We start from the raw sequence: 18,595 nt of genomic DNA on the forward strand, positions 1-18,595 counted from the left end.
ACTCCCGTCCTGGAGGGCCTCGTCATGAAGACGCGGTGGCGGTCTCGGGCTTGCGCAGGTACAGGGCCACCGACTTGCCGATGAGCGGGTTGAGCACCTGCTCCCCGACGCGGGTCAGCCACGGCTTGCTCATCATGTCCCAGACGAGCAGCTGGTGATAACCCTTCACCAGGACATTGTCCTTGTTCTCAACGCCCACAGCACATTTCAGCCACCAATACGGTGCGTGCAGTGCGTGCGCGTGGTCGGTGCCGGTGACCTCGAGTCCGGCGCGCTGCAGCTTGCCCGCGAGTTCGGATGCCTTGTAGATGCGGACGTGCCCGCCCTCGACCTCGTGGTACTCGTCGGACAGGGCCCAGCACACCTTCTCCGGCCAGTAGCGCGGCACGGTGACCGCGGCGACTCCCCCAGGCTTCAGGACGCGCACCATCTCGGTGATCGCGCCTTCGTCGGTCGGGATGTGCTCGAGGATCTCGCTCATCAGGACCACATCGAAGCTGTTGTCCGAGTATGGAAGCCGGAGCGCGTCCCCGACCTCGGCGCGGGCCTTCGCCGATGCCGGCACGTGTCCCTCGGCCATCATCGCGTCGAACATCTCGCCGACGTCGGACATGTCGCTCTCGGACATGTCGAAGGCGATGACCTCGGCGCCGCGACGGAACATCTCGAACGAATGCCTACCCTGCCCCGCCCCGATGTCGATCGCCTTGGTGCCCGGTCCAACGCCAAGCCGGTCGAAATCAACTGTGAGCACTCGTCGTCCCTTCTGTTGCCCGCCGGTGTCCGGCGAGCACGGTTTCATAGTGAGCAGCCGTCTTCGCGGCCACCGCTGCCCAGCTGTAGTTCTCCTCGGCTCGACGACGGCCGCCGTCGCCGAGACGCCCACGCAGGTCCGCGTCGTCGAGCAGACGGCCGATCGCCTGCGCGAGGCGCCCGGAATCCCTCGGCGGCACCAACAGTGCGGCCTCTTCGGCGGTTCCGACGACCTCCGGGATCGCGCCCGCCCGGGTGGCGACCAGCGGTGTACCGCAACTCATCGCCTCGACCGCGGGTAGGGAGAAACCCTCGTAGAGCGAGGGCACACACGCGACCTCGGCCGAGGCGAGCAGGCCGGCGATCTCCTCGTCCTCGAGACCGGACACCACCGAGACGCGATCGGCGATCGCCAGATCGTCGATCATCTTCGCGGACGGGCCGTTCGGGTCCAACTTGGACACCAGTACCAATTCGACGTCCCGCTCGGAGGACAGCTTCGCAACCGCCTCCAACAGGTACGACACACCCTTCAACGGCGCATCGGCACTGGCGACGCACACGATGCGACCGGACACCCGGGTTGCGGCCGGCGTGAAGATCTCGGTGTCGACGCCCAACGGGATCGTGGTGATGCGACCCGACGGGATGTCGAACGCCTTGCGGATGTCGACCTCACTGCTCCGGGAAACGGTGAGCAGCTCCGGAATCCGCCGCGAGACCCGACCCTGCATCCGCAGGAACGAATGCCACCGCCACGCGCTGATCTTCCGCCATCCCTTCGCCGCCTTCACCGCGAGCGTGCGGTCGCGCGTGATGGGGTGATGGATCGTCGCGATCAGCGGGAAGCCCGCCTTCTGGATGTCGAGCAATCCGTAACCGAGACACTGGTTGTCGTGGACGATGTCGAAGTCGTCGCGCCTCTCCTTGAGGAGCCTGGCCACTCGGAGGCTGAACGTCAGCGGTTCGCCGAAGCTCGCCGTCCACATCGAGCCCACCTCGAGAACGTCGATCCAGTCGCGGTATTCGCCCGGGCGAGGCGTGCGAAACGGATCCGGCTCGTCGTAGAGGCCCAGGCTCGGCACCTTGGTGACGGTGACGCCGGCGTCGATCGCGACCTGGTCGAGCTCGGGATAGGGCTGCCCCGAGAAGATCTCGACGCTGTGGCCGAGGAGGGCGAGTTCGCGGGACAGATGACGGACGTAGACGCCCTGTCCGCCGCAGTGGGGCTTGCTGCGGTAGGACAGCAGTGCGATCCGCATCACTGAGCTCCGGCGGTGGCAGCCGCCTCGAACTCGGCGACATTGACGAACTTCGCGCGGACCCGGCCGGCGGCCTTGCCCGCGGACTTCTCAGCGGCGTCGATCGCCTTCCACCCGGTGAGATCGATGCGGTTGGCGCCGCGATCGGCCACCAGGGCGGCGACGTCGTCCCGGGAGGTCGACGGATCGTCGAAGGCCGCGGCGACGAAGTCGGCGATGACGGCCTGTGCGGTCTCCTGGCCACAGATGCGGTTCATGCCGATACCCCCCGTTGCTCCGCGTTTGATCCAACCCGTCACATAGAGGCCCGGCATCACGTCACCACCGGCGGCGGTCTGGACGCGTCCCTCGGTGTTGGGGACGACGCCGTGTCCCTCGTCGAACGGCAGGTCGGTGACGGGCACGCCGCGGTAACCGATGGCCCGCAGGACCAGGCCGGTCTCGAGGTCGAAACGCTCGTCGGTGGGTGTCACCGCAACTTTCCCGGTCGCGTCGGAGTAGGCATTGCGCACGCAGGTAAGCGTAGCCACTTCGCCGTCCCCGGCAATTTCGACCGGAGAGGTGAGGAACCGGAACACGATGCGCTTGTTGCCCTCGGTCTGCGGGCGCTCGGCGAATTCGCGGGCGAGTCGGATCTTGGTGGCGATGGTCGAGTCGAGCGTGTCGTCGGACAGTGCCGCCTCGGTGGCCGGATCGAGGACCAGCTCGTCGGGATCGATGATCACATCCACACCCTCGACGTCGCCGAGAGCCAGGAACTCGCTGTTGGTGTAGGCCGCTTGCGCGATGCCACGGCGACCCAGGAGGACGACCTCGGAGATGTTCGACTCCCGCAGTGTCGCGAGCGCGTGATCGGCGATGTCGGTCTTGGCGAGCTCGTCGGGATCGGTGACCAGGATCCGCGCGACGTCGAGCGCGACGTTGCCGTTGCCGACGACGACCGCCCGGTCGCCGGACAGATCGACGGCGAGGTCGGCGAAGTCGGGATGGCCGTTGTACCAGGCGACGAACTGCGTCGCGGCGACCGAGTTGGACAGATCCTCGCCCTCGATGCCCAGCCGTTTGTCGGTCGAGGCGCCCACCGCATAGATGACCGCGTGGTACCGCGCCACGAGTTCGTCATGGCTGATGTGCTTGCCGACCTCGACATTGAGGTAGTAGGAGAAGTTCTTCTTCGCCGCGACCGAGGCGAAGGTCTTCTCGACTCCCTTGGTGGCACTGTGGTCGGGTGCGACCCCGGCGCGCACGAGTCCGTAGGGCGTCGGCAGCCGGTCGAACATGTCGACCTTGATGCTCGGCTTGCGGACGAGCTCCTCCGCGGCGTAGAACGCCGCAGGTCCGGCACCGACGACGGCCACGTGCAGTTCCTTGTCGGGCAGCGGGGGCGCCTTGCGCGGCGGGACGAGCCCGCCCTCGACGTCGTGGTCCTTGTAGTAGTCCGCGTTGATCTGGAGATACGGTTCGTCGCGTTCCTCCAGCTGATCATCGGGGATGATCGCTTCCACCGGGCACTCGTCGATGCAGGCACCGCAGTCGATGCACGTCTCCGGATCGATGTAGAGGGCCTCCGCCGTGAGGAACTCCGGCTCGTCGGGCGTGGGGTGGATGCAGTTCACCGGACACACGCTCACGCAACTGGCATCGTTGCAACATGGGCGGGTAATCACATGCGCCATCTGCTGTTTCCTCGTAATCCGACACGTAGAACGTGTTCTATTTTTCCGGTTGGATGTATCTTAGCTGCAAAGATACCGGCGACCTATCGGAGGGACTCGAGTGAGCCAGGTTACGCCAGCAGTGTCCGGTGCATCACTCCCGGACCGCAAGCCTGGATCCCAGTTCTACGAGGTGGGTTATCGCATCCGCACCGGCGACGTCGATCAGGACATGCGGGTGCGGCTCGACGCCGTGGCCCGGTACCTCCAGGACGTCGCCAACGACAACCTCGAGGCCACCGAGTTCAGCGCGACGGACCCGTTCTGGATCGTCCGCCGCACCATCATCGATGTCATCGAGCCGCTGACCTGGCCGGGCGCGGTCACCGCGCAACGCTGGTGCGGGGCGTTGTCCACGCGCTGGACCAACATGCGCGTGCGCCTCACGGCAGAGCACGAGACAAACCGGTTCAACCCACGGCCCCGCCCCCCGGGGTTGATCGAGACCGAGGCGTTCTGGATCAACGTCAACGAGAAGGGCGTGCCGTCACGGCTGTCCGACGAGGCGTTCACGATGCTGTCGGCGATGACCGACGAGCACCGCCTCCGCTGGCGGTCGATGAATCCGGAGAAGGCCCCCAGCCCCGCCGAGATCGACTTCCCGGACCGCGAACACGTCCTCCGGATCACCGACTTCGACCCGTTCAAGCACCTGAACAACGCCGCCTATCTCGAGGCGATCGAAGACGAACTCGTCGAACACCCCGACCTCGTCGACGGTCCGCACCGGGTCGTCATCGAATACCTGCGGCCCATCGTGCCGGGCACCCGGCTGATCCTGCGGCGGGTGCGCGAGGGCGACCGCCTGACCGTGTGGCTGCTGATGCCGGGCACCGGCGACGAACTCGTGGTCGCGGCCACCGTCGTCGTCGGGCCGATCCCGGAGTAGTGGTTTCGACAAGCTCAACCAGCGGTACCCGGAGCTCAACCACCCGCTGGCCGAGCAGCGTCGACCGAGCGCAGCGAGGCCGCCGCGCCCGTCGAGGTCACCAGGTGCCACACGAGCCGGACACTGACACCGGCAGGCTCACTGACCGCCCTGCAGCAGCAGCTCCATCAGTTTGATCGGTGCCGCGCAGGGGTCGCCCGGAGGCGCACTGCGGGGTTCGACGAACCAGGTGAAGATGCCGCGGCTCGGCGCCCTCGCGGTCACCCCGCACACTCCCGGACGGTCGGGGCTGCGCTGGGTGAACGCCGACTGACTGGCGACCTTGATGTTCTCGGTCTCGAAGCCGAGCTTTTTCGCGGTCTCTTTCTCGACGTTGACGTTGCCCCACTCGAACCAGTTGAAGGTCACGCTCACCACGTCGGTCGTACCGGAGACCAGCCAGCGACAGATGGCGCCGCTGAATGACCGCTCGGCGAATCCGCCGCCGGCGACGACGTCGGCGATCATGGCGTCGGGCAACACATCGCATTCGAGCAGCAGGCGGTCGAACTGGTCGGTGTCGATGTCGCTGCTTCCGGACTGTCCCGCGGCCCCGAGCGGCACCGGCTCACCCTCGACCGTGCGTGCACACCCGGCGAGGGCGGCCACGCCCACCAGCACGGCCGCCAGCAGGACGAGGACCCGCTTCACGACGCACGCTCGATCGACATCGTCGCCAACTCGCGAGCGGCGTCGCAGATCTCCTCGATCGGTCGTGGGGTGGCGGCGTCCCCGCGGATCGACCACTCGAAGAAGTCCGCCCCGAAACCGATGCCGACCTCACAGATCTGACCTGACTGGGTGTAGCCGATGAACCCCTGGTGACCGTCGATCTCGAGTCTGTTGGTCACGTCGCGCGACAGCTTCACATTCGCTTCCTCACGGCCGATCGGCGAGCCGCGATACCAGTTGAACGACGCGACGGCCCCCGTCCGGGAACCGGTGGTGTCCCACTCGCACACCGAGGTGTTGTTGACGGTCTCGGTGAGCCCGGCGAACCCGGTGATCCGGACGACGTCCTCGAGGGATACGCCGCCACACTTGCCGAAGAACGGACCGGAACCGGCCTGGGCGGGCGCCTCGGGCGTGTTCGGCTTGTTCGGGTCGGCCGTCGGCTCGTCGCCGGAGCAGGCGCCGACGAGAAGTGCGACCGCGGCCAGCGCGGCGATGAGGAAGGTGCTGTCGCGCAGCCGGTCCAGTTGCCGCCGTTCACGTTTGGTGGGCCGCCCGGCCCCCCGGTCGCGCCGTGGCTGACTGGCGAGGATCTCCTTGGGTGGCGGTGGCGGCGACCGGTCGACGAAGCACTCGGCGGCCATCGGCGCGGACACCCGCTTGCTGATCGTCCTGGTGACCTCGACGATGCGCTCCCGCCCGGCGAGCCGAACCCGGATCTCGTCACCCGGCACCACCGGCTGCGCGGGCTTGGCCGTCACCCCGTTGACCCGGACGTGGCCGCCGCGGCAGGCGGCGCCCGCGGCCGACCGGGTCTTGGTCAGACGGATGGCCCAGATGTAGGCGTCGACACGGGTGGACATGTCAGCTGCCCAGCCGACTCGTCCCGAACGCGAGAACACGTCCGGCGCGAACGCCTCGACCCGGTTCAGCGACCACGACGCCGACTCCCTTCACCGCTCTCCTCGACCCGTTCACCGCGCGGTTCAGCGTCGGCGGACACTCATTGCGCACCACTCTAGCCGCGGACAAATCCTCGGTGCGGGATCGCAACGGACGCCACCGTCAGCGCTTGCGCGTGAGCAGATATGCGCCACCCCCGACGGCGAGGATGAGGAACAGGATCGCCAGAAGGGTCTGGTCGAGCAGCAGCAGGGTCACGAACACGGCGATGCCGGGCGAGACCGCGACGAGACTCATCGCCGGGTGTTGACGCACGACCTCCGACACCGCTCTGCTCTTGTCCCGATCGATCGCCATGAGGCCCTCCCTGGTCGGTTACCCGGCCCGGCCCGACAGCCGTCCCGGGGTCGTGTGCCCAGCGTAGTCGCGTCTTGCGACGGAGCAATTGCGCTGAAGCATGTCGCCCGGTTTCCGCCCCTGCGGCGCGAGCCGCGAAGGTTCTCCCGGATCAGGGAGCGGAATTGTGAGGTTCGTTCGGACCAGGAGCCGGGGTCCGCGGCCGATCAGGCTGCGGCCGATCCGGATTCACTGCCCGAGTCGGTGTCACCGGCGTCCACACCGTCATCGTCGGCGCTGTCGGCGTCTGCGTCTGCGTCGGCGTCGGCGTCGACCGCATCCACGCTGTCCTCATCGGTGTCGTGGGCGTCCGGGCTCTCGGACTCCGAAACGTCCGATCCGCCGCCGTCCGATCCCTCGGAGCCGCTGTCGTCGGAGGGTTCCGGTGCCCGATGCCTGCCGACGTAGGAGTCCTCCGCCGAGCGGTGCTTGCCGACGTAGCTCTCGGCCTCGCCGGTACCGTCATCGGCCGTCACCTGCCCCGTCGACACACCGTCGAACGAGAGGGTCGTGGTCGCCGAGCTCGTCGACACCCCGGTGTCGATCGGGTCGGTCGCCGGCAGACCGAACGGCAACTCGTATTCCGGGATACGGATGACCGGGATGAGCTCACCGGTGTCGAGCTGCCCGAACTCGATAACCGGCAACCCGAGACGGTTCGGCCGCAGCTCACCGTTGACCTCGACCAGCGGGCGGAAGGTGACCTTCGAACCCAGCCAGTCGACCGTGATCGGACCGGTGAAACCGTAATCGCTCGTCAGCCGGAGGAAGTTGCCACTGAACAGGTCGTGATCACCTCCGATGCTCAGGCGGGCGAAGTCCTTCGACAGGGACATCCAGTCACTGTCGAAGTCGAGACCGGAGCCACTCAGGATGCCGGCGAGCAGACCCTCGAGAACCTCGGCGCCGAGGCCGCCGAGAACCCCGCCGGGATCGGCGATCAGTGCGGTTGGATCGGTGAGCGCGAACTGAAGTTCGCCGTTGGGTTGTTGCCAGCGGAAGTCGAAGGTGCCCAGCACATTTGCGCAGGCTCCGACGCCATCGGCGTAGGCGCCGGTGAGCCCGCCGTAGCAGCCGACCCCCTGGACACCCGGGACGGTTCCGATCGTCTCCCCGAGGACCGTGACATCGAGCGGACCGGTGTTCCACGCATGCGCCATCCCGATCAGCGCGAACGATTTCGCGGTCCGCCCGTCGCTCGCGCCCGCGGTCGCGATGCTCAGAGGTAGATACGATGTAGCGCTTGCGTCGCCCCCGCGGTAGGCGAGAGCGAACTGGAAGCCGTTCCCGGCGACCGTCGACGAACCCTCGGTGGCGGGGCCGTCCGTCATCGTCTTCGGCAGGTCGACGCCGAGCCAGCGGATGATGTCTCCGAGAACCGAACCGGACAGCGTGTCGAAGACACCCTTCACCGGGTCGTAGACCGCGATCGGCACGACCTCGATGCGGTCGGGCAGGACGACGGCGAGTCCGATACCGCCGTACTCGGTGCTCGACTGCGAGCAGTCGGCTCCATCCCGGACGCCGCCGGACATGCAGCTCTGGATGCGCCACTGCTCCGCGATGTCGGCGAGCGCGCCGTTCCCGATCGTGGTCACCAGACTGCCGAGCGGGTTGGTCTTGTCGAAACCCTTCGACCAGTTCCGCAGATCGTCGATCTCGGACGGGATACCCGGGAGCAGCGCCGCGTCGGCCACTGCCGGTTCCGCCGCCTGCCCCGCGCCGATCGCGGCGACGGTCGCCAACGCGGCCGCCCCCGCGATCGCGCGGTGCTGCCGCCGCTGTTTCCGGTTCTCGCGTCGAGCGACCTTGTCCGATCGCTGAATCTCGCTGCGCCCCACCCTGGTCATCCGCCCAACTCTCTTCTCCCCGACCTCCCGAGCTCAGTAAGTGAATCACCACGGTCGGCGAATCGGTAGTCGATCGGTGGAAACGGCGCGAATCGGCCGTTCTGGTCAGACGTCCAGGACCGGACGTGAGATGAGTTCCGGTACAGGCGACCTCAGCTGAACGACTCCGCGATGTCGAATCCGGTTCGTGCGGCGGTGGTTCCGTGGGAGCGCGGCGCCGCTGCCTGCATCTACCAGCGGTCACGGTCGAGGATCTGCCCCGACGCGCCGGCGTCGGCAGCACACCCGAACCCGACGATCCAGCGGGCCGGCCCGGTCTCGCCGGCGGCGATCTCGACCCTGCCCAGCATCATCGGCTCGGGAAGAGCGGCCAAGAAGTCCCCCAGCGCTGCCGAGGACAGCGTCCACACCTCGCCCCGGATCTCGCGACCGGCAGCCGGATCGCGGATCAGACCCGGCTTGGGCGGGGTCGTGTCCAGAGCCACGAGGCGGTAGGACGCGGTCGTGGTGACCTCACCGGCCCATCGGGCGCCGCGATCGCCGAGTTCGTGGGTCAGCGGCCCGCCCCGCATGTGCGCCCCGAAGACCGCGAGCTCGATCGCCTCGTCACCTTCCGCCCAGGACGGCGCCACCGAGTCGTCGCCGGAGAATCGGCGTGCCACGTCGACGAGCACGGCATCGGCATGTCCGCGGCCCAGGAACGTGATGCCGAACTGTGCTGTGCTGCCGCCCTCGTCGACGACGGTGCCGGCCGGCACGGCGAGTCCACACAGATCGAAGAGGTTGCAGAAGTTGGTGTACGTGCCCATCCGCGAGTTCACGCCCACCGGATCGGCGGCCACCTCGGCGAGCGTGGGGTGTGCCGGGGCGGTCGGCACCATCAGGACCGTGGCGTCACCCCACTGCTGCATCGCCGTGGCGCGCAGGTCGGCGAGCCGACGACGAGCCCGTAGCAGGTCGACGGCCGAGAACCTCTGCGCCGCATCGATGATCGTCGACACGGTCGGATCGAGTCCGGCGGCACCGGGGTCGGGGACCGACCCGAGGTAGTCCCCCACCGCGTCGTAGCGTTCGGCGACGAGAGCGTCGTCGTAGAGCAGCCGGGCGGCCTCGAGAAACGGTGACAGATCGATGGTCTTGACCATGAGACCCGCGGATTCGGCTCGCAGCACGGCGTCGTCGAATGCGGCCCGCCAGCGGTCGTCGAGGCCGGGCAGTTCGGTGGGCACGGCGATCACCGGGCGTTCCGGGGCGGCGTACGGAATCGACTGCGGGAAGGGCCGGGTGCCGGCGGCTCCGGCCATCGCCGACATGGACCGGTCGGCCAGCGCCAGGTCGGCGGCGAAGACGGTCACGACGTCGTAACTCGCACAGGCGGGCACGACTCCGGCAGTGGAGACCACCCCGACGGTCGGCTTGATGCCGACGATGCCCTGCAGGCCGGCCGGCACCCGGCCCGACCCGGCGGTGTCGGTGCCGATCGCGATGTCGGCGAACCCGAGGGCGACGGCCACCGCCGAGCCGGAGCTCGATCCGCCCGAGATGCGGTCCGGTCGCCGCGAATCCCGCACCGCCCCATATGGGCTGCGGGTCCCCACCAGGCCGGTGGCGAACTGGTCGAGGTTGGTCTTGCCCACGACCACCGCTCCTGCCGCGCGCAAGGCGGCGACCGCTGGGGCGTCGACTTCGGGGGTGTAGGCGAACCCGGGGCACCCCGCGGTGGTCGGCACGCCTGCGACATCGACATTGTCCTTGACGGCGAGGAGCACGCCGGCGAGCGGACCGCCGGCGGCGACGGACCGCTCGTACTCGGCCGCGACCTCATCCTCGGATCGCAGCGTGATGAACACCTCCGGCCGGTCCGCCTCGGCGATCCGCGCATACAGCTCGTCGATCCTGCTCATGCCACCCGCTCCTTGTCGTCTGCGATCCCCGAGGCACCGGCGCGGCCCACTCCCGCCGCCTTCGCGGCGAATTCGCCCTGCATCGACCACCGTTCACGCTCTTCCGCACGAGCGGTCTCCATCGTGTTCCGCCGGATCGCGATGTCGGCGGCGTGCTCGTCGAGGAAGCTCTGGTGCGCGGCCAGCGAGAACTCACCGTCGACGATCTTCGTGCTGTCCCCGCGCCCGGCGGCGACGTCGGCCCGCATGTCGAGGAGTTCCGCCGCACTCACCGGGTACCAGTGGATTCGGTCGAAGAACCGGAGGAGCCACGGATGTTCGGGATCGAATCCCGGTGCCGGCAACGGATGCCGGTGATTCCACACCTGCGTCGTCCGGCCGACGAACTGATAACCGCCCGGGCCTTCCATGCCGTAGATGCAGAGGTAGGCGCCGCCGATCCCCACCGCGTTCTCCGGCGTCCACGTGCGGGCCGGGTTGTACTTGGTGGTGACGAGACGATGCCGGGGGTCGAGTGGAACAGCCACCGGCGCACCGAGATAGACGTCACCCAGGCCGAGCACGAGGTAGCTCGCGTCGAAAACGGTGCGGTACACGTCGTCGACCGAATCCAGGCCGTTCATCCGTCGGATGAACTCGATGTTCCACGGGCACCACGGCGCATCCGATCGCACGCCCAGCATGTACCGTTCGATGGCCTCCCTGGTCGCGGGATCGTCCCACGACAAGGGCAGGTGCACGGTGCGGCTCGGCACCACGAGGTCCTCGGCGGCCGGCAACTGGCTCTCGCATTCGGTCAGCCACTCCAGCATCTGCGCCTGCGACCACACGTCCGGGTCGGCCTTCACCTGCAGCGAACGGATACCCGGTGTGAGATCGACGAGCCCGCGCGGCTTCTCGGCGGCGATCCGCTCGGCCAGCGCATGCACCCGGGCGCGCAGGGCCAGGTCGAGGTGCATCTCACCGTACTCGACGAGCACATTGTCGTCACCGGACCGCCGGTATGTCACCGAGGTCGCTCCATCGGCTGTCGTGGTGGATCCGAGGATTCCGTTGTCGGTGTCCCCACCCGACGACAGGACGTCGACGAAGCAGGCCCGCCGACCCAGCCCGAGTTCGGTGGGCGAGGCCGCCCGGTCGCCGCGTACCGCGATGAACCGGATCGTGTCCCCCGGCTTCAGCTGGCCGAGCTTCCACCGTTGCGCGGTCGTCACCGTCACCGGGCACACGAATCCGCCGAGACTCGGCCCGTCCGGACCGAGCAGGATGGGTGTGTCGCCGGTGAAGTCGAGCGCACCGACGGAGTACGCGGTGTCGTGGATGTTCGAGGGGTGCAGGCCGGCCTCGCCACCGTCGTCGCGTGCCCACCGGGGTCGGGGGCCGATCAATCGGATGCCGGTCCGGTCGGAGTTGAAGTGCACCTCGTAGTCGGTCGCGAACAGATCGGCGATGTCCTCCTCGGTGAAGAACTCCGGTGCGCCGTGGGGTCCCACGGTCACCGCCAGTTGCCAGGAGTTGGTGAAGGCCGGTTGCTCGTCACCGAGGATTCGACGCGGCGCGCCGACCGGCCCGTCCAGCAGCTCCAGACGGTCGTCGGCGGCCAGCGCCCGGCCGTCGAGTCCGCCGAACCGTCCCATGGTGAAAGTCGACCGGCTCCCGAGATGATCCGCCGCGTCGAGCCCACCCGACACCGCGAGATATGCCCGCATACCCAGGGCGCCGATCGAACCGATGTCGAGGACGTCACCCTCCTCGACCGTGAGCGGAACCCACTGCGGCACAGGAGTTCCGTTCACCGTCACGGCCACCGGCGCGCCGGTGACCGCGACGACCGCGGACCGGTCGAACCGAAGGGCGGGACCCATGAGGGTGATCTCCAGACCGGCGGCGGTCTCCGGGTTGCCGACGGCGAGGTTGGCGAGCCGGAAGGACAGGTCGTCCATCGGACCGGACGGCGGTACGCCGACCTTCCAGTACCCGACCCGGCCGGGCCAGTCCTGGATGGTGGTGAGCGGACCGGACCGGAGAACGGTCACGGCACCCGGGGTGGTGGCAGTCATGATGATGAATTCCTCGTCGGGCTCGGTCGGCGCCCGGGGGCGCGGCGGAAAGAGATTCTCAGAACGGCCGGGTGACGATGACGCGCACCGCGGTGGGGTCGAACCCGTTGCAGGGGTTGTTGATCTGCGGACAGTTCGAGATGAGCACCAGGGTGTCGACCTCGGCCCGCAGCGCCAGTCGCTTACCGGGTGCGGACAACCCGTCGACGATGCCGAGCGAGCCGTCGGGGTCGACGGGCACGTTCATGAAGAAGTTCACGTTCCCGACGAGGTCGGCCTTGCCCAGTCCGTGGCGGCTGCCCTCGATGAGGAAGTTCTCCACACATGCGTGCTGATGCTTGGTGTGGTGGCCGTACCGCAGCGTGTTCGACTCCTGCGAGCACGCGCCGCCGAGGGTGTCGTGGTTGCCGACCTCGTCGGCGACGATCGTCATCAGCGGTGCGGAGTCGTGATCGCGGATGACGCTGCCGGTGGTCAGGAAGATGTTGCCCTGCGCGGTGATCGTCGCCTGGGCCGAATACCGCCGCGTGGTGTCGTCGGCGGCGTAGAACAGCGTGTCGACGGCCTGATTGCCGTGCAGGTCGACGATGGTGAGCACGTCGCCGGCGGCGACGACACCCGACCACGGTGCCCGCTCGCCCACCTGCGCGTCGTCGACGGCGGTGCCGGGGACGAGGGCGAGTCCGGCGGCGGATTCCGTCGCGGCATCGGGGATGACTGCGGAGTGTGTCTCGGTCACGATGGGTGGTCCTCTCTACTGGACGGCTCGGTGATGAGCCGCGGCCCAGACGTCTTCGGAGTTGGCGACGGCCCGCTGGTACTCGGGGTCGGTTCCGGCGACCTCGGCCAGCAGGGTGTCGAGATCGTTCTGCGCCTGCCACGCCAGTACTTCCAGCGAGGTGGTGCCGAAATCGGGCGACGGATCCAGGGGGTGAGCAGTGTTGGCGATCGCCACCGTGCACGGCAGATGCAGGATCAGATCCACGGTCCGGCCGGGCCCGGCGCTCCCGGTCGAGCGCAGCGCCCCGTCGGCGTCGACGGTGACGCCGTGGAAGAACGACAACGACGGGGCGACGTCGGTCGGTGTCAGACCGTGTTTCGCCGCGGCGAGCGTGAACAGTTCGCGACCGGCGGGACTCGTCGAATACACCTCGCCCGCGCCGTATTTCGCCGCATTCCCGGCGAGGGTGGACGTGCCGCACAGCGCGTCGTGATGGCCGGAGTCGTCGGCGACGACGGTGGCCAGCACCCGGCCCTGGTCACTGAGCAGCGGATGGCCTGCGCCCAGGTAGGCCTGCCACGGGACCTTGACGGTGTCGGCGACGTTGAGACGTTCCCACGGGGCGTCGGCGCGCCACAGCAGCACGTGTGCGCACGCCGCCCCGGCGACGTCGGCGAACCGCAGGCGGGTCCCCCGAGCCAGCACCTTGCTGGTGTAGCGACCGCCGGGAACCGTCTCCGCCCAGGTCAACGAGGCCGCCGGCACGTCGTCGGGCGGAGCGGGCCAGTTCGACGAGGGCACCACCGGCATGCTGTCGGTGATCGCGCCGGCCTGCGCGCGGGCGTGTTCGCGTGCACCGGTGGTGGTGCCGGTACCCGCCGCGGTGATCGTGCTCATTCGGAACTCCTTGTCGTGGTGATTGTGTGCGGCGCGCTCAGGCGGACGGATCGGTGTTCACCGGCCGGGGGTGTTCCTTGCCGCGGGGATAGCAGGCGATCCCGACGAGGACGGTCGCCACGATGCAGATGGGACCGGCCCACCGCAGGATCGGCATCTCACCCGCCGGGTCGAAGACCTCGGCCCGCGGCCATGCCAGGTTGATCACCATCAGGGCGCCGTAGAGCACCGCGAGGGCGTTCACCACGATCCCGAAACGACCCAGGCTGAACAGCTTTCGGCCACCGGCATCGACGGTCGGGTTGTCCCGGCCGCCACGATGCGGCCAGCCCTGGAACCGTCGGTAGAGCATCGGACCGGTGACCGCGAGATAGGCCAGGTAGATCAGGATGATGCACACACTCGCGAGGGTCGCGAAGATCGCCGAGTTGCCGACGTTCACGAGCAGGATGCCGATGCAGAGCACACCGATCAGGATCGAGGGCAGGATCGGGGTCCCGGTGCGGCTGTTGACATGTGACAGTTGCGCGGAGAACGGGAGCCGGCCGTCGCGGGCCATCGAGAACATCAGACGCGAGCAGGCGGTCTGGATGGCGAGGGTGCAGATGAAGATGGCCACCGCCACGTCGGCGAGCAGGACCTTGCCCCAGAAGCTGCCGAGTACCGAATCGAGAACGTACGGCAGACCGCCGGTCGCGAGTTGCTCGTCGAGGGTGGGCGCCGCCATGAGGGTGCCGAGCAGCATCAGTCCGCCGCCGATGGCCGACACGGTCAGCGCCATCCGGATCGTACGAGGTGCGACGCGGCGCGGGTCGCGGGTCTCCTCGGCCAGCTCACCCGCCGATCCGAAACCGACCATGACGTAGGCGGCCATCAGACCGGAGACGATGAACGCCCAGATGTAGCCGGGTTGCTGACCGGGAACGCCGGTGTCGAAGACGACGTCGGGGCCGCGCTGGGCGTGGGTGAACAGTGCCAGGATCACCGCGACGACACCGACGAGTTCGCAGACGACGCCGATGCTGTTGACCCGGCTCATCCACCGGACGCCGACACAGTTGATCGCGGTCACGACCACGAGCAGGACCGAGCCGAGCAGCACCGCGTTCGCCGCACCGCTGGTGGTGGTCAGAGTCGGGTCGTCGCCGATGATCTGGAAGCCGATCCAGATCGACGGCAGGACGACCTGCAGGGCGATGGCGGCCGCGGCGGCGGTGACCACCTGCGCGATCATCATGAACCAGCCGCCGAACCAGCCGACGACCTCGCCCCCCATCCGGCGGGACCACTGGTAGATCGCGCCCGAGATCGGGTACCGCGCAGCGATTTCGGCGAAGCACAGGGCGACCAGGAACTGGCCGGCGTAGACGATCGGCCAGGTCCAGAAGAAGGCCGGACCGCCGAAACCGAACCCGAGACCGAACAGCTGGAAGATGGTGGTCAGGATCGAGACGAAGGAGAACCCGGCGGCGAAGGACGCGAACTTGCCAAGCGAGCGATGGAGTTGCTGGTCGTATCCGAGCGCCGAGAGGTCGTGTGCGTCGGCGTCTCCGGCGGGCGAGGAGGGCGTCGTCGCGGGAGCCACTTCGGGGGTGGAGGTCATGCGCGGTCTTCCTTTCGGAGAAGAAGCTCCACGTTGAGCAACGGTGTGAGTCAGGCACTGTTTCCTGTCACCTGATAGATAAGCCCGCTCGGATTTCTATCGATTGACAGGATTGTTCCGGTCGTGAAAACTCCGGTTACGTCCCCGTTACGCGCCTGGGGTTACCCCGACCTGCGGGTTCGTGTGCGGCAGAAGAGCGCAATCCGTCGGCTAGGGTCGGGAAATCGCACCGACCCCATGAAGGAGACGAGCATGCCGACCGGCTCGAGCGCGGCCCCGACTCCGATCGGTCGCGGGCGTCCGCGCCTGGTGCCGGCACGGCGACGCGGGCAGACCGCACGCGAGGAGATCCTCGACGCCGCCGCCGAATTGTTCACCCGTCATGGGTACACCGGGACATCGACGCGGATGATCGCCGAGGCGGTGGGCATCCGGCAGGCGTCGATGTACCACTACTTCGCCACCAAGGACGACATCCTGGCGACGCTGCTGGAGACGACCGTCGTCGCCTCACTCGAACGCGCACGGGAACTCCTCGACGGCGACGAGCCCGCGCTGACCCGACTGCTGGAACTCGCGCGTTTCGACGTCGACCAGCTGGCGCGATCGCGCTGGAACCTCGGGGCGCTGTATCTTCTGCCCGAGGTCGCCGACCAGCGCTTCGCCGAATTCCGTTCAGACCGACAGGAATTGGCCCACTCCTACGCGGCGCTGGCCGCCGCTGCGCTCGGCGATGACACCGACCAGCGCACACTGCTTCCCTTCCGGCTGGTGGAGTCGGTCATCATGATGCGTGCCGACGAGCAGCGCGGCGAACTCGGCGAGCACACCGCCGCCGGACTCGCCGCCACCGTGGTCGGCGCCATCCAGATGCTCCTCGAGCACCGGAGCGGGTCGAGTTCGTAGCCGCGGAACCGCAGCGGCACAACAGATATACCCAAGATGATCCAAGACTGGAGCATGCCCCGACACACCCTGGTTCGGGTCGCCAGTGGAGCTGCTGAACCGGACTCGCGCCGCCGACTGTGCGCCCATCTCCGTCGACTCTGCGCCCTGCGCACGTCGCCCCTTCTCGGAATACCCGACCGGGTGGGACGAGACCCCCTTCAGCAGGACGTACCGGTCGACGCCGATGGCCGGCTCTTGATGAGCAGATCGTCCGGCCACCGGCAGCGCGAACCACCCGCAGGGCCGGTCCCGGTATTCCACTGCGCGCCGGAACCGGCACCGCAAATCCACCACTCGTGCGCCCGAATCTGTAACGAGTTTCGTAGGCGCCGCCGCAAAACCGCAGCGGCACAACAGATATACGCAGACTGATCCAAGGCTGGAGCATGCCCCGACGCACCCTGGTTCGTGTCGCGAGTGGAGCTGCTGAACCGGGCTCGCGCCGTCGACCGTGCGCCAACTCCGTCGACTCTGCGCCCCGCTCACGTCGCCCCTTTTCGGACTACGCGACCGGGTAGGACGAGACCCCCTTCAGCAGGACGTACCAGTTCGACGCCGATGGCCGGCTCTTGATGAGCAGATCGTCCGGCCACCGGCAGCGCGAACCACCCGCAGGGCCGGTCCCGGTATTCCACTGCGCGCCGGAACCGTCACCGCAATCCACCACTCGTGCGCCCGAATCTGTAACGAGTGAGGCTGGAATTGACGGCAGTCAACAATGGAAGCACAGTCGACGAAATATACTGCAGAGTCAATGATTTCGCGATTATCGGTTGTGTAATTTCCTCGAAATCGAACGAACGTTCCCGTACAGTGGAGACATGCCAGAGCTCGCCACTCTCCTCGACCACCTCATCGAGACCACCCCGCCCACCGACGACCCCACCGGCGCAGCAACATTCGACGCACTGAACACACTTCGACTCATACGCAATATCGCTGACCACCAGATCGTCACCCACACAGCACAACTCGACGAACTCGGCGTCGCACAAAAGGTCGGGAGCACCACCAAGAAGATGCTGATCGAATCAGGGCACGCACCGAGCTCGGCCCACCGCGTCATGCGCAGCGTCGACGCCCTACCCACCCTCCCCACGCTTGCTCGTCACGCCGCCGACGGGCGACTCACCGCCGAAATCATCGACGCCATCATCCGCGGAATGAACGAGCTCGAGAGACGATGTGGTGACGCCCTTTCCGACGACAAGGGCACGTATGAGTTGGAACTCCTCACTCACGCGTTATCCGGGGCGACGCCCACCGAAGTGCTCAAGCACGCCCGAGTCATCGCCAACAGCCTTGCCGGCGCTTCCGACACCGGTGTACCCGCGGCCGACGACGCAGCGCTGAACTCAGTCAACGCCCACACCACCGACGACGGACGCATCGACATCCGCGCCGATCTCACACAAGTCGTCGGCGAAAAGTTCCAGGCCATGATCGACGAACGATCCTGCCCACGCCCCGAACCCGACGGCGCCCAGGATCGGCGCACGGCCGAGCAGCGTCGCGCCGACGCTTTCGAGCTGATCCTCGACCAAGCCGCACTCGGCGCCACCCTCGACACCGTTGGTTCCCCACGGACCCAACTCATGCTCACGATCCCCGCCGCCGGCGCCGACCCGGCAACTCTTCCGTGGACGGGGTCGGTCAGTCAGGCCGTCGCCAAGCAGATGTCATGTGACGGGTCTCTGACGGAGATCGTCCTCGATGCCGAAGGCGTACCCCTGCAGATGGGACACACCCACCGCCTGTTCCCACCACACCTAAGGCGAGCGATGATCGTGCGAGACCAGTGCTGCATCAAATGCGGTGCGCCACCGTCGCATACCCAGGTGCATCACATCGAGCACGTGCGCCCTGAGGCGCGTTGTTACCGATCGGGGGTGAGAGACCCCCGATCTCGGGTCGTCACAGCGGCCTGAGGAAGCTGGGAGGCAGCTCGGATCTCGTTGGGAGTGTGTGAGGTTCGGGTGGCAA

The 18,595-nt window shown here is 67.7% G+C and carries 15 protein-coding genes; 3 read left to right on the forward strand and 12 right to left on the reverse strand.

Going from position 1 to position 18,595, the window contains the following annotated elements:
- Positions 1–22: 22 nt before the first annotated feature.
- Genes MHN80_RS04285 through MHN80_RS04295 form a run of 3 tightly spaced genes read right to left on the reverse strand, consistent with a single transcriptional unit; the run spans position 23 to position 3,691 of the window.
- A complete protein-coding gene (locus MHN80_RS04285; RefSeq protein ID WP_004022598.1) occupies positions 23–754 on the reverse strand; it encodes a class I SAM-dependent methyltransferase in 732 nt (243 codons plus the stop codon).
- Positions 741–2,015 carry a glycosyltransferase family 4 protein gene (locus MHN80_RS04290; protein WP_239399746.1) on the reverse strand — a complete coding sequence of 425 codons (1,275 nt, stop codon included), beginning with the start codon at positions 2,013–2,015 and terminating at the stop codon, positions 741–743. The genes MHN80_RS04285 and MHN80_RS04290 overlap by 14 nt, the downstream gene beginning before the upstream one ends.
- The gene (locus tag MHN80_RS04295; protein ID WP_081487034.1) at positions 2,015–3,691 is read right to left on the reverse strand and encodes an FAD-dependent oxidoreductase; all 1,677 of its coding nucleotides are present in this window, start codon (positions 3,689–3,691) and stop codon (positions 2,015–2,017) included. Before MHN80_RS04295 ends, MHN80_RS04290 begins: the two co-directional genes overlap by 1 nt.
- Before the next feature lie 100 nt (positions 3,692–3,791).
- Here MHN80_RS04295 and MHN80_RS04300 point away from each other — a divergent pair, with 100 nt between their 5' ends.
- Positions 3,792–4,619, forward strand: coding sequence for an acyl-[acyl-carrier-protein] thioesterase (locus MHN80_RS04300; protein WP_101822337.1), 828 nt, complete (start codon positions 3,792–3,794; stop codon positions 4,617–4,619).
- Between the two features lie 138 nt (positions 4,620–4,757).
- On the opposite strand, the gene MHN80_RS04305 is transcribed toward MHN80_RS04300, so the two are convergent.
- The 9 genes from MHN80_RS04305 to MHN80_RS04345 all read right to left on the reverse strand — a co-directional run bounded on the left by MHN80_RS04305 (position 4,758) and on the right by MHN80_RS04345 (position 15,664).
- On the reverse strand, positions 4,758–5,309 hold the full coding sequence (locus tag MHN80_RS04305) for a DUF3558 domain-containing protein (RefSeq protein WP_239399748.1): 552 nt from the start codon (positions 5,307–5,309) through the stop codon (positions 4,758–4,760).
- Positions 5,306–6,193 (reverse strand): DUF3558 family protein, encoded by an 888-nt coding sequence (locus tag MHN80_RS04310; protein ID WP_101822354.1) that lies wholly within the window; start codon positions 6,191–6,193, stop codon positions 5,306–5,308. Before MHN80_RS04310 ends, MHN80_RS04305 begins: the two co-directional genes overlap by 4 nt.
- Before the next feature lie 202 nt (positions 6,194–6,395).
- On the reverse strand, positions 6,396–6,590 hold the full coding sequence (locus MHN80_RS04315) for a hypothetical protein (protein WP_004022592.1): 195 nt from the start codon (positions 6,588–6,590) through the stop codon (positions 6,396–6,398).
- A gap of 206 nt (positions 6,591–6,796) precedes the next feature.
- Entirely contained in the window at positions 6,797–8,479 is a 1,683-nt protein-coding gene (locus MHN80_RS04320; protein WP_239399750.1) for a hypothetical protein, read from the reverse strand.
- Between the two features lie 230 nt (positions 8,480–8,709).
- Positions 8,710–10,383 carry an allophanate hydrolase gene (gene atzF, locus MHN80_RS04325; protein WP_239399752.1) on the reverse strand — a complete coding sequence of 558 codons (1,674 nt, stop codon included), beginning with the start codon at positions 10,381–10,383 and terminating at the stop codon, positions 8,710–8,712.
- On the reverse strand, positions 10,380–12,443 hold the full coding sequence (locus tag MHN80_RS04330) for a 5-oxoprolinase/urea amidolyase family protein (protein WP_239399754.1): 2,064 nt from the start codon (positions 12,441–12,443) through the stop codon (positions 10,380–10,382). The genes atzF and MHN80_RS04330 overlap by 4 nt, the downstream gene beginning before the upstream one ends.
- Positions 12,444–12,501: 58 nt before the next feature.
- Positions 12,502–13,182, reverse strand: a complete 681-nt coding sequence (locus tag MHN80_RS04335; RefSeq protein WP_239399756.1) for an urea amidolyase associated protein UAAP2 — start codon at positions 13,180–13,182, stop codon at positions 12,502–12,504.
- 15 nt (positions 13,183–13,197) lie between these two features.
- The gene (locus MHN80_RS04340) at positions 13,198–14,061 is read right to left on the reverse strand and encodes an urea amidolyase associated protein UAAP1 (protein ID WP_239399758.1); all 864 of its coding nucleotides are present in this window, start codon (positions 14,059–14,061) and stop codon (positions 13,198–13,200) included.
- Between the two features lie 37 nt (positions 14,062–14,098).
- The gene (locus tag MHN80_RS04345) at positions 14,099–15,664 is read right to left on the reverse strand and encodes an amino acid permease (protein WP_239399760.1); all 1,566 of its coding nucleotides are present in this window, start codon (positions 15,662–15,664) and stop codon (positions 14,099–14,101) included.
- Between the two features lie 252 nt (positions 15,665–15,916).
- On the opposite strand from MHN80_RS04345, the gene MHN80_RS04350 reads away from it, so the two are divergent.
- Positions 15,917–16,570 carry a TetR/AcrR family transcriptional regulator gene (locus MHN80_RS04350; RefSeq protein ID WP_239399762.1) on the forward strand — a complete coding sequence of 218 codons (654 nt, stop codon included), beginning with the start codon at positions 15,917–15,919 and terminating at the stop codon, positions 16,568–16,570.
- 863 nt (positions 16,571–17,433) lie between these two features.
- Positions 17,434–18,540, forward strand: coding sequence for a DUF222 domain-containing protein (locus MHN80_RS04355; RefSeq protein ID WP_239399764.1), 1,107 nt, complete (start codon positions 17,434–17,436; stop codon positions 18,538–18,540).
- The last annotated feature ends 55 nt before the right edge of the window (positions 18,541–18,595 follow it).

Source organism: Gordonia sp. McavH-238-E (assembly GCF_022348225.1).
Classification (GTDB): Bacteria; Actinomycetota; Actinomycetes; order Mycobacteriales; family Mycobacteriaceae; genus Gordonia; species Gordonia terrae.

Coding starts and splice junctions, on each gene's coding strand:
- MHN80_RS04290 (WP_239399746.1), bottom strand. CDS start 2,015: ATGCGGATCGCACTGCTGTCCTACCGCAGCAAGCCCCACTGCGGCGGA.
- MHN80_RS04295 (WP_081487034.1), bottom strand. CDS start 3,691: ATGGCGCATGTGATTACCCGCCCATGTTGCAACGATGCCAGTTGCGTG.
- MHN80_RS04310 (WP_101822354.1), bottom strand. CDS start 6,193: ATGTCCACCCGTGTCGACGCCTACATCTGGGCCATCCGTCTGACCAAG.
- MHN80_RS04315 (WP_004022592.1), bottom strand. CDS start 6,590: ATGGCGATCGATCGGGACAAGAGCAGAGCGGTGTCGGAGGTCGTGCGT.
- MHN80_RS04320 (WP_239399750.1), bottom strand. CDS start 8,479: ATGACCAGGGTGGGGCGCAGCGAGATTCAGCGATCGGACAAGGTCGCT.
- atzF (WP_239399752.1), bottom strand. CDS start 10,383: ATGAGCAGGATCGACGAGCTGTATGCGCGGATCGCCGAGGCGGACCGG.
- MHN80_RS04330 (WP_239399754.1), bottom strand. CDS start 12,443: ATGACTGCCACCACCCCGGGTGCCGTGACCGTTCTCCGGTCCGGTCCG.
- MHN80_RS04340 (WP_239399758.1), bottom strand. CDS start 14,061: ATGAGCACGATCACCGCGGCGGGTACCGGCACCACCACCGGTGCACGC.
- MHN80_RS04345 (WP_239399760.1), bottom strand. CDS start 15,664: ATGACCTCCACCCCCGAAGTGGCTCCCGCGACGACGCCCTCCTCGCCC.
- MHN80_RS04350 (WP_239399762.1), top strand. CDS start 15,917: ATGCCGACCGGCTCGAGCGCGGCCCCGACTCCGATCGGTCGCGGGCGT.
- MHN80_RS04355 (WP_239399764.1), top strand. CDS start 17,434: ATGCCAGAGCTCGCCACTCTCCTCGACCACCTCATCGAGACCACCCCG.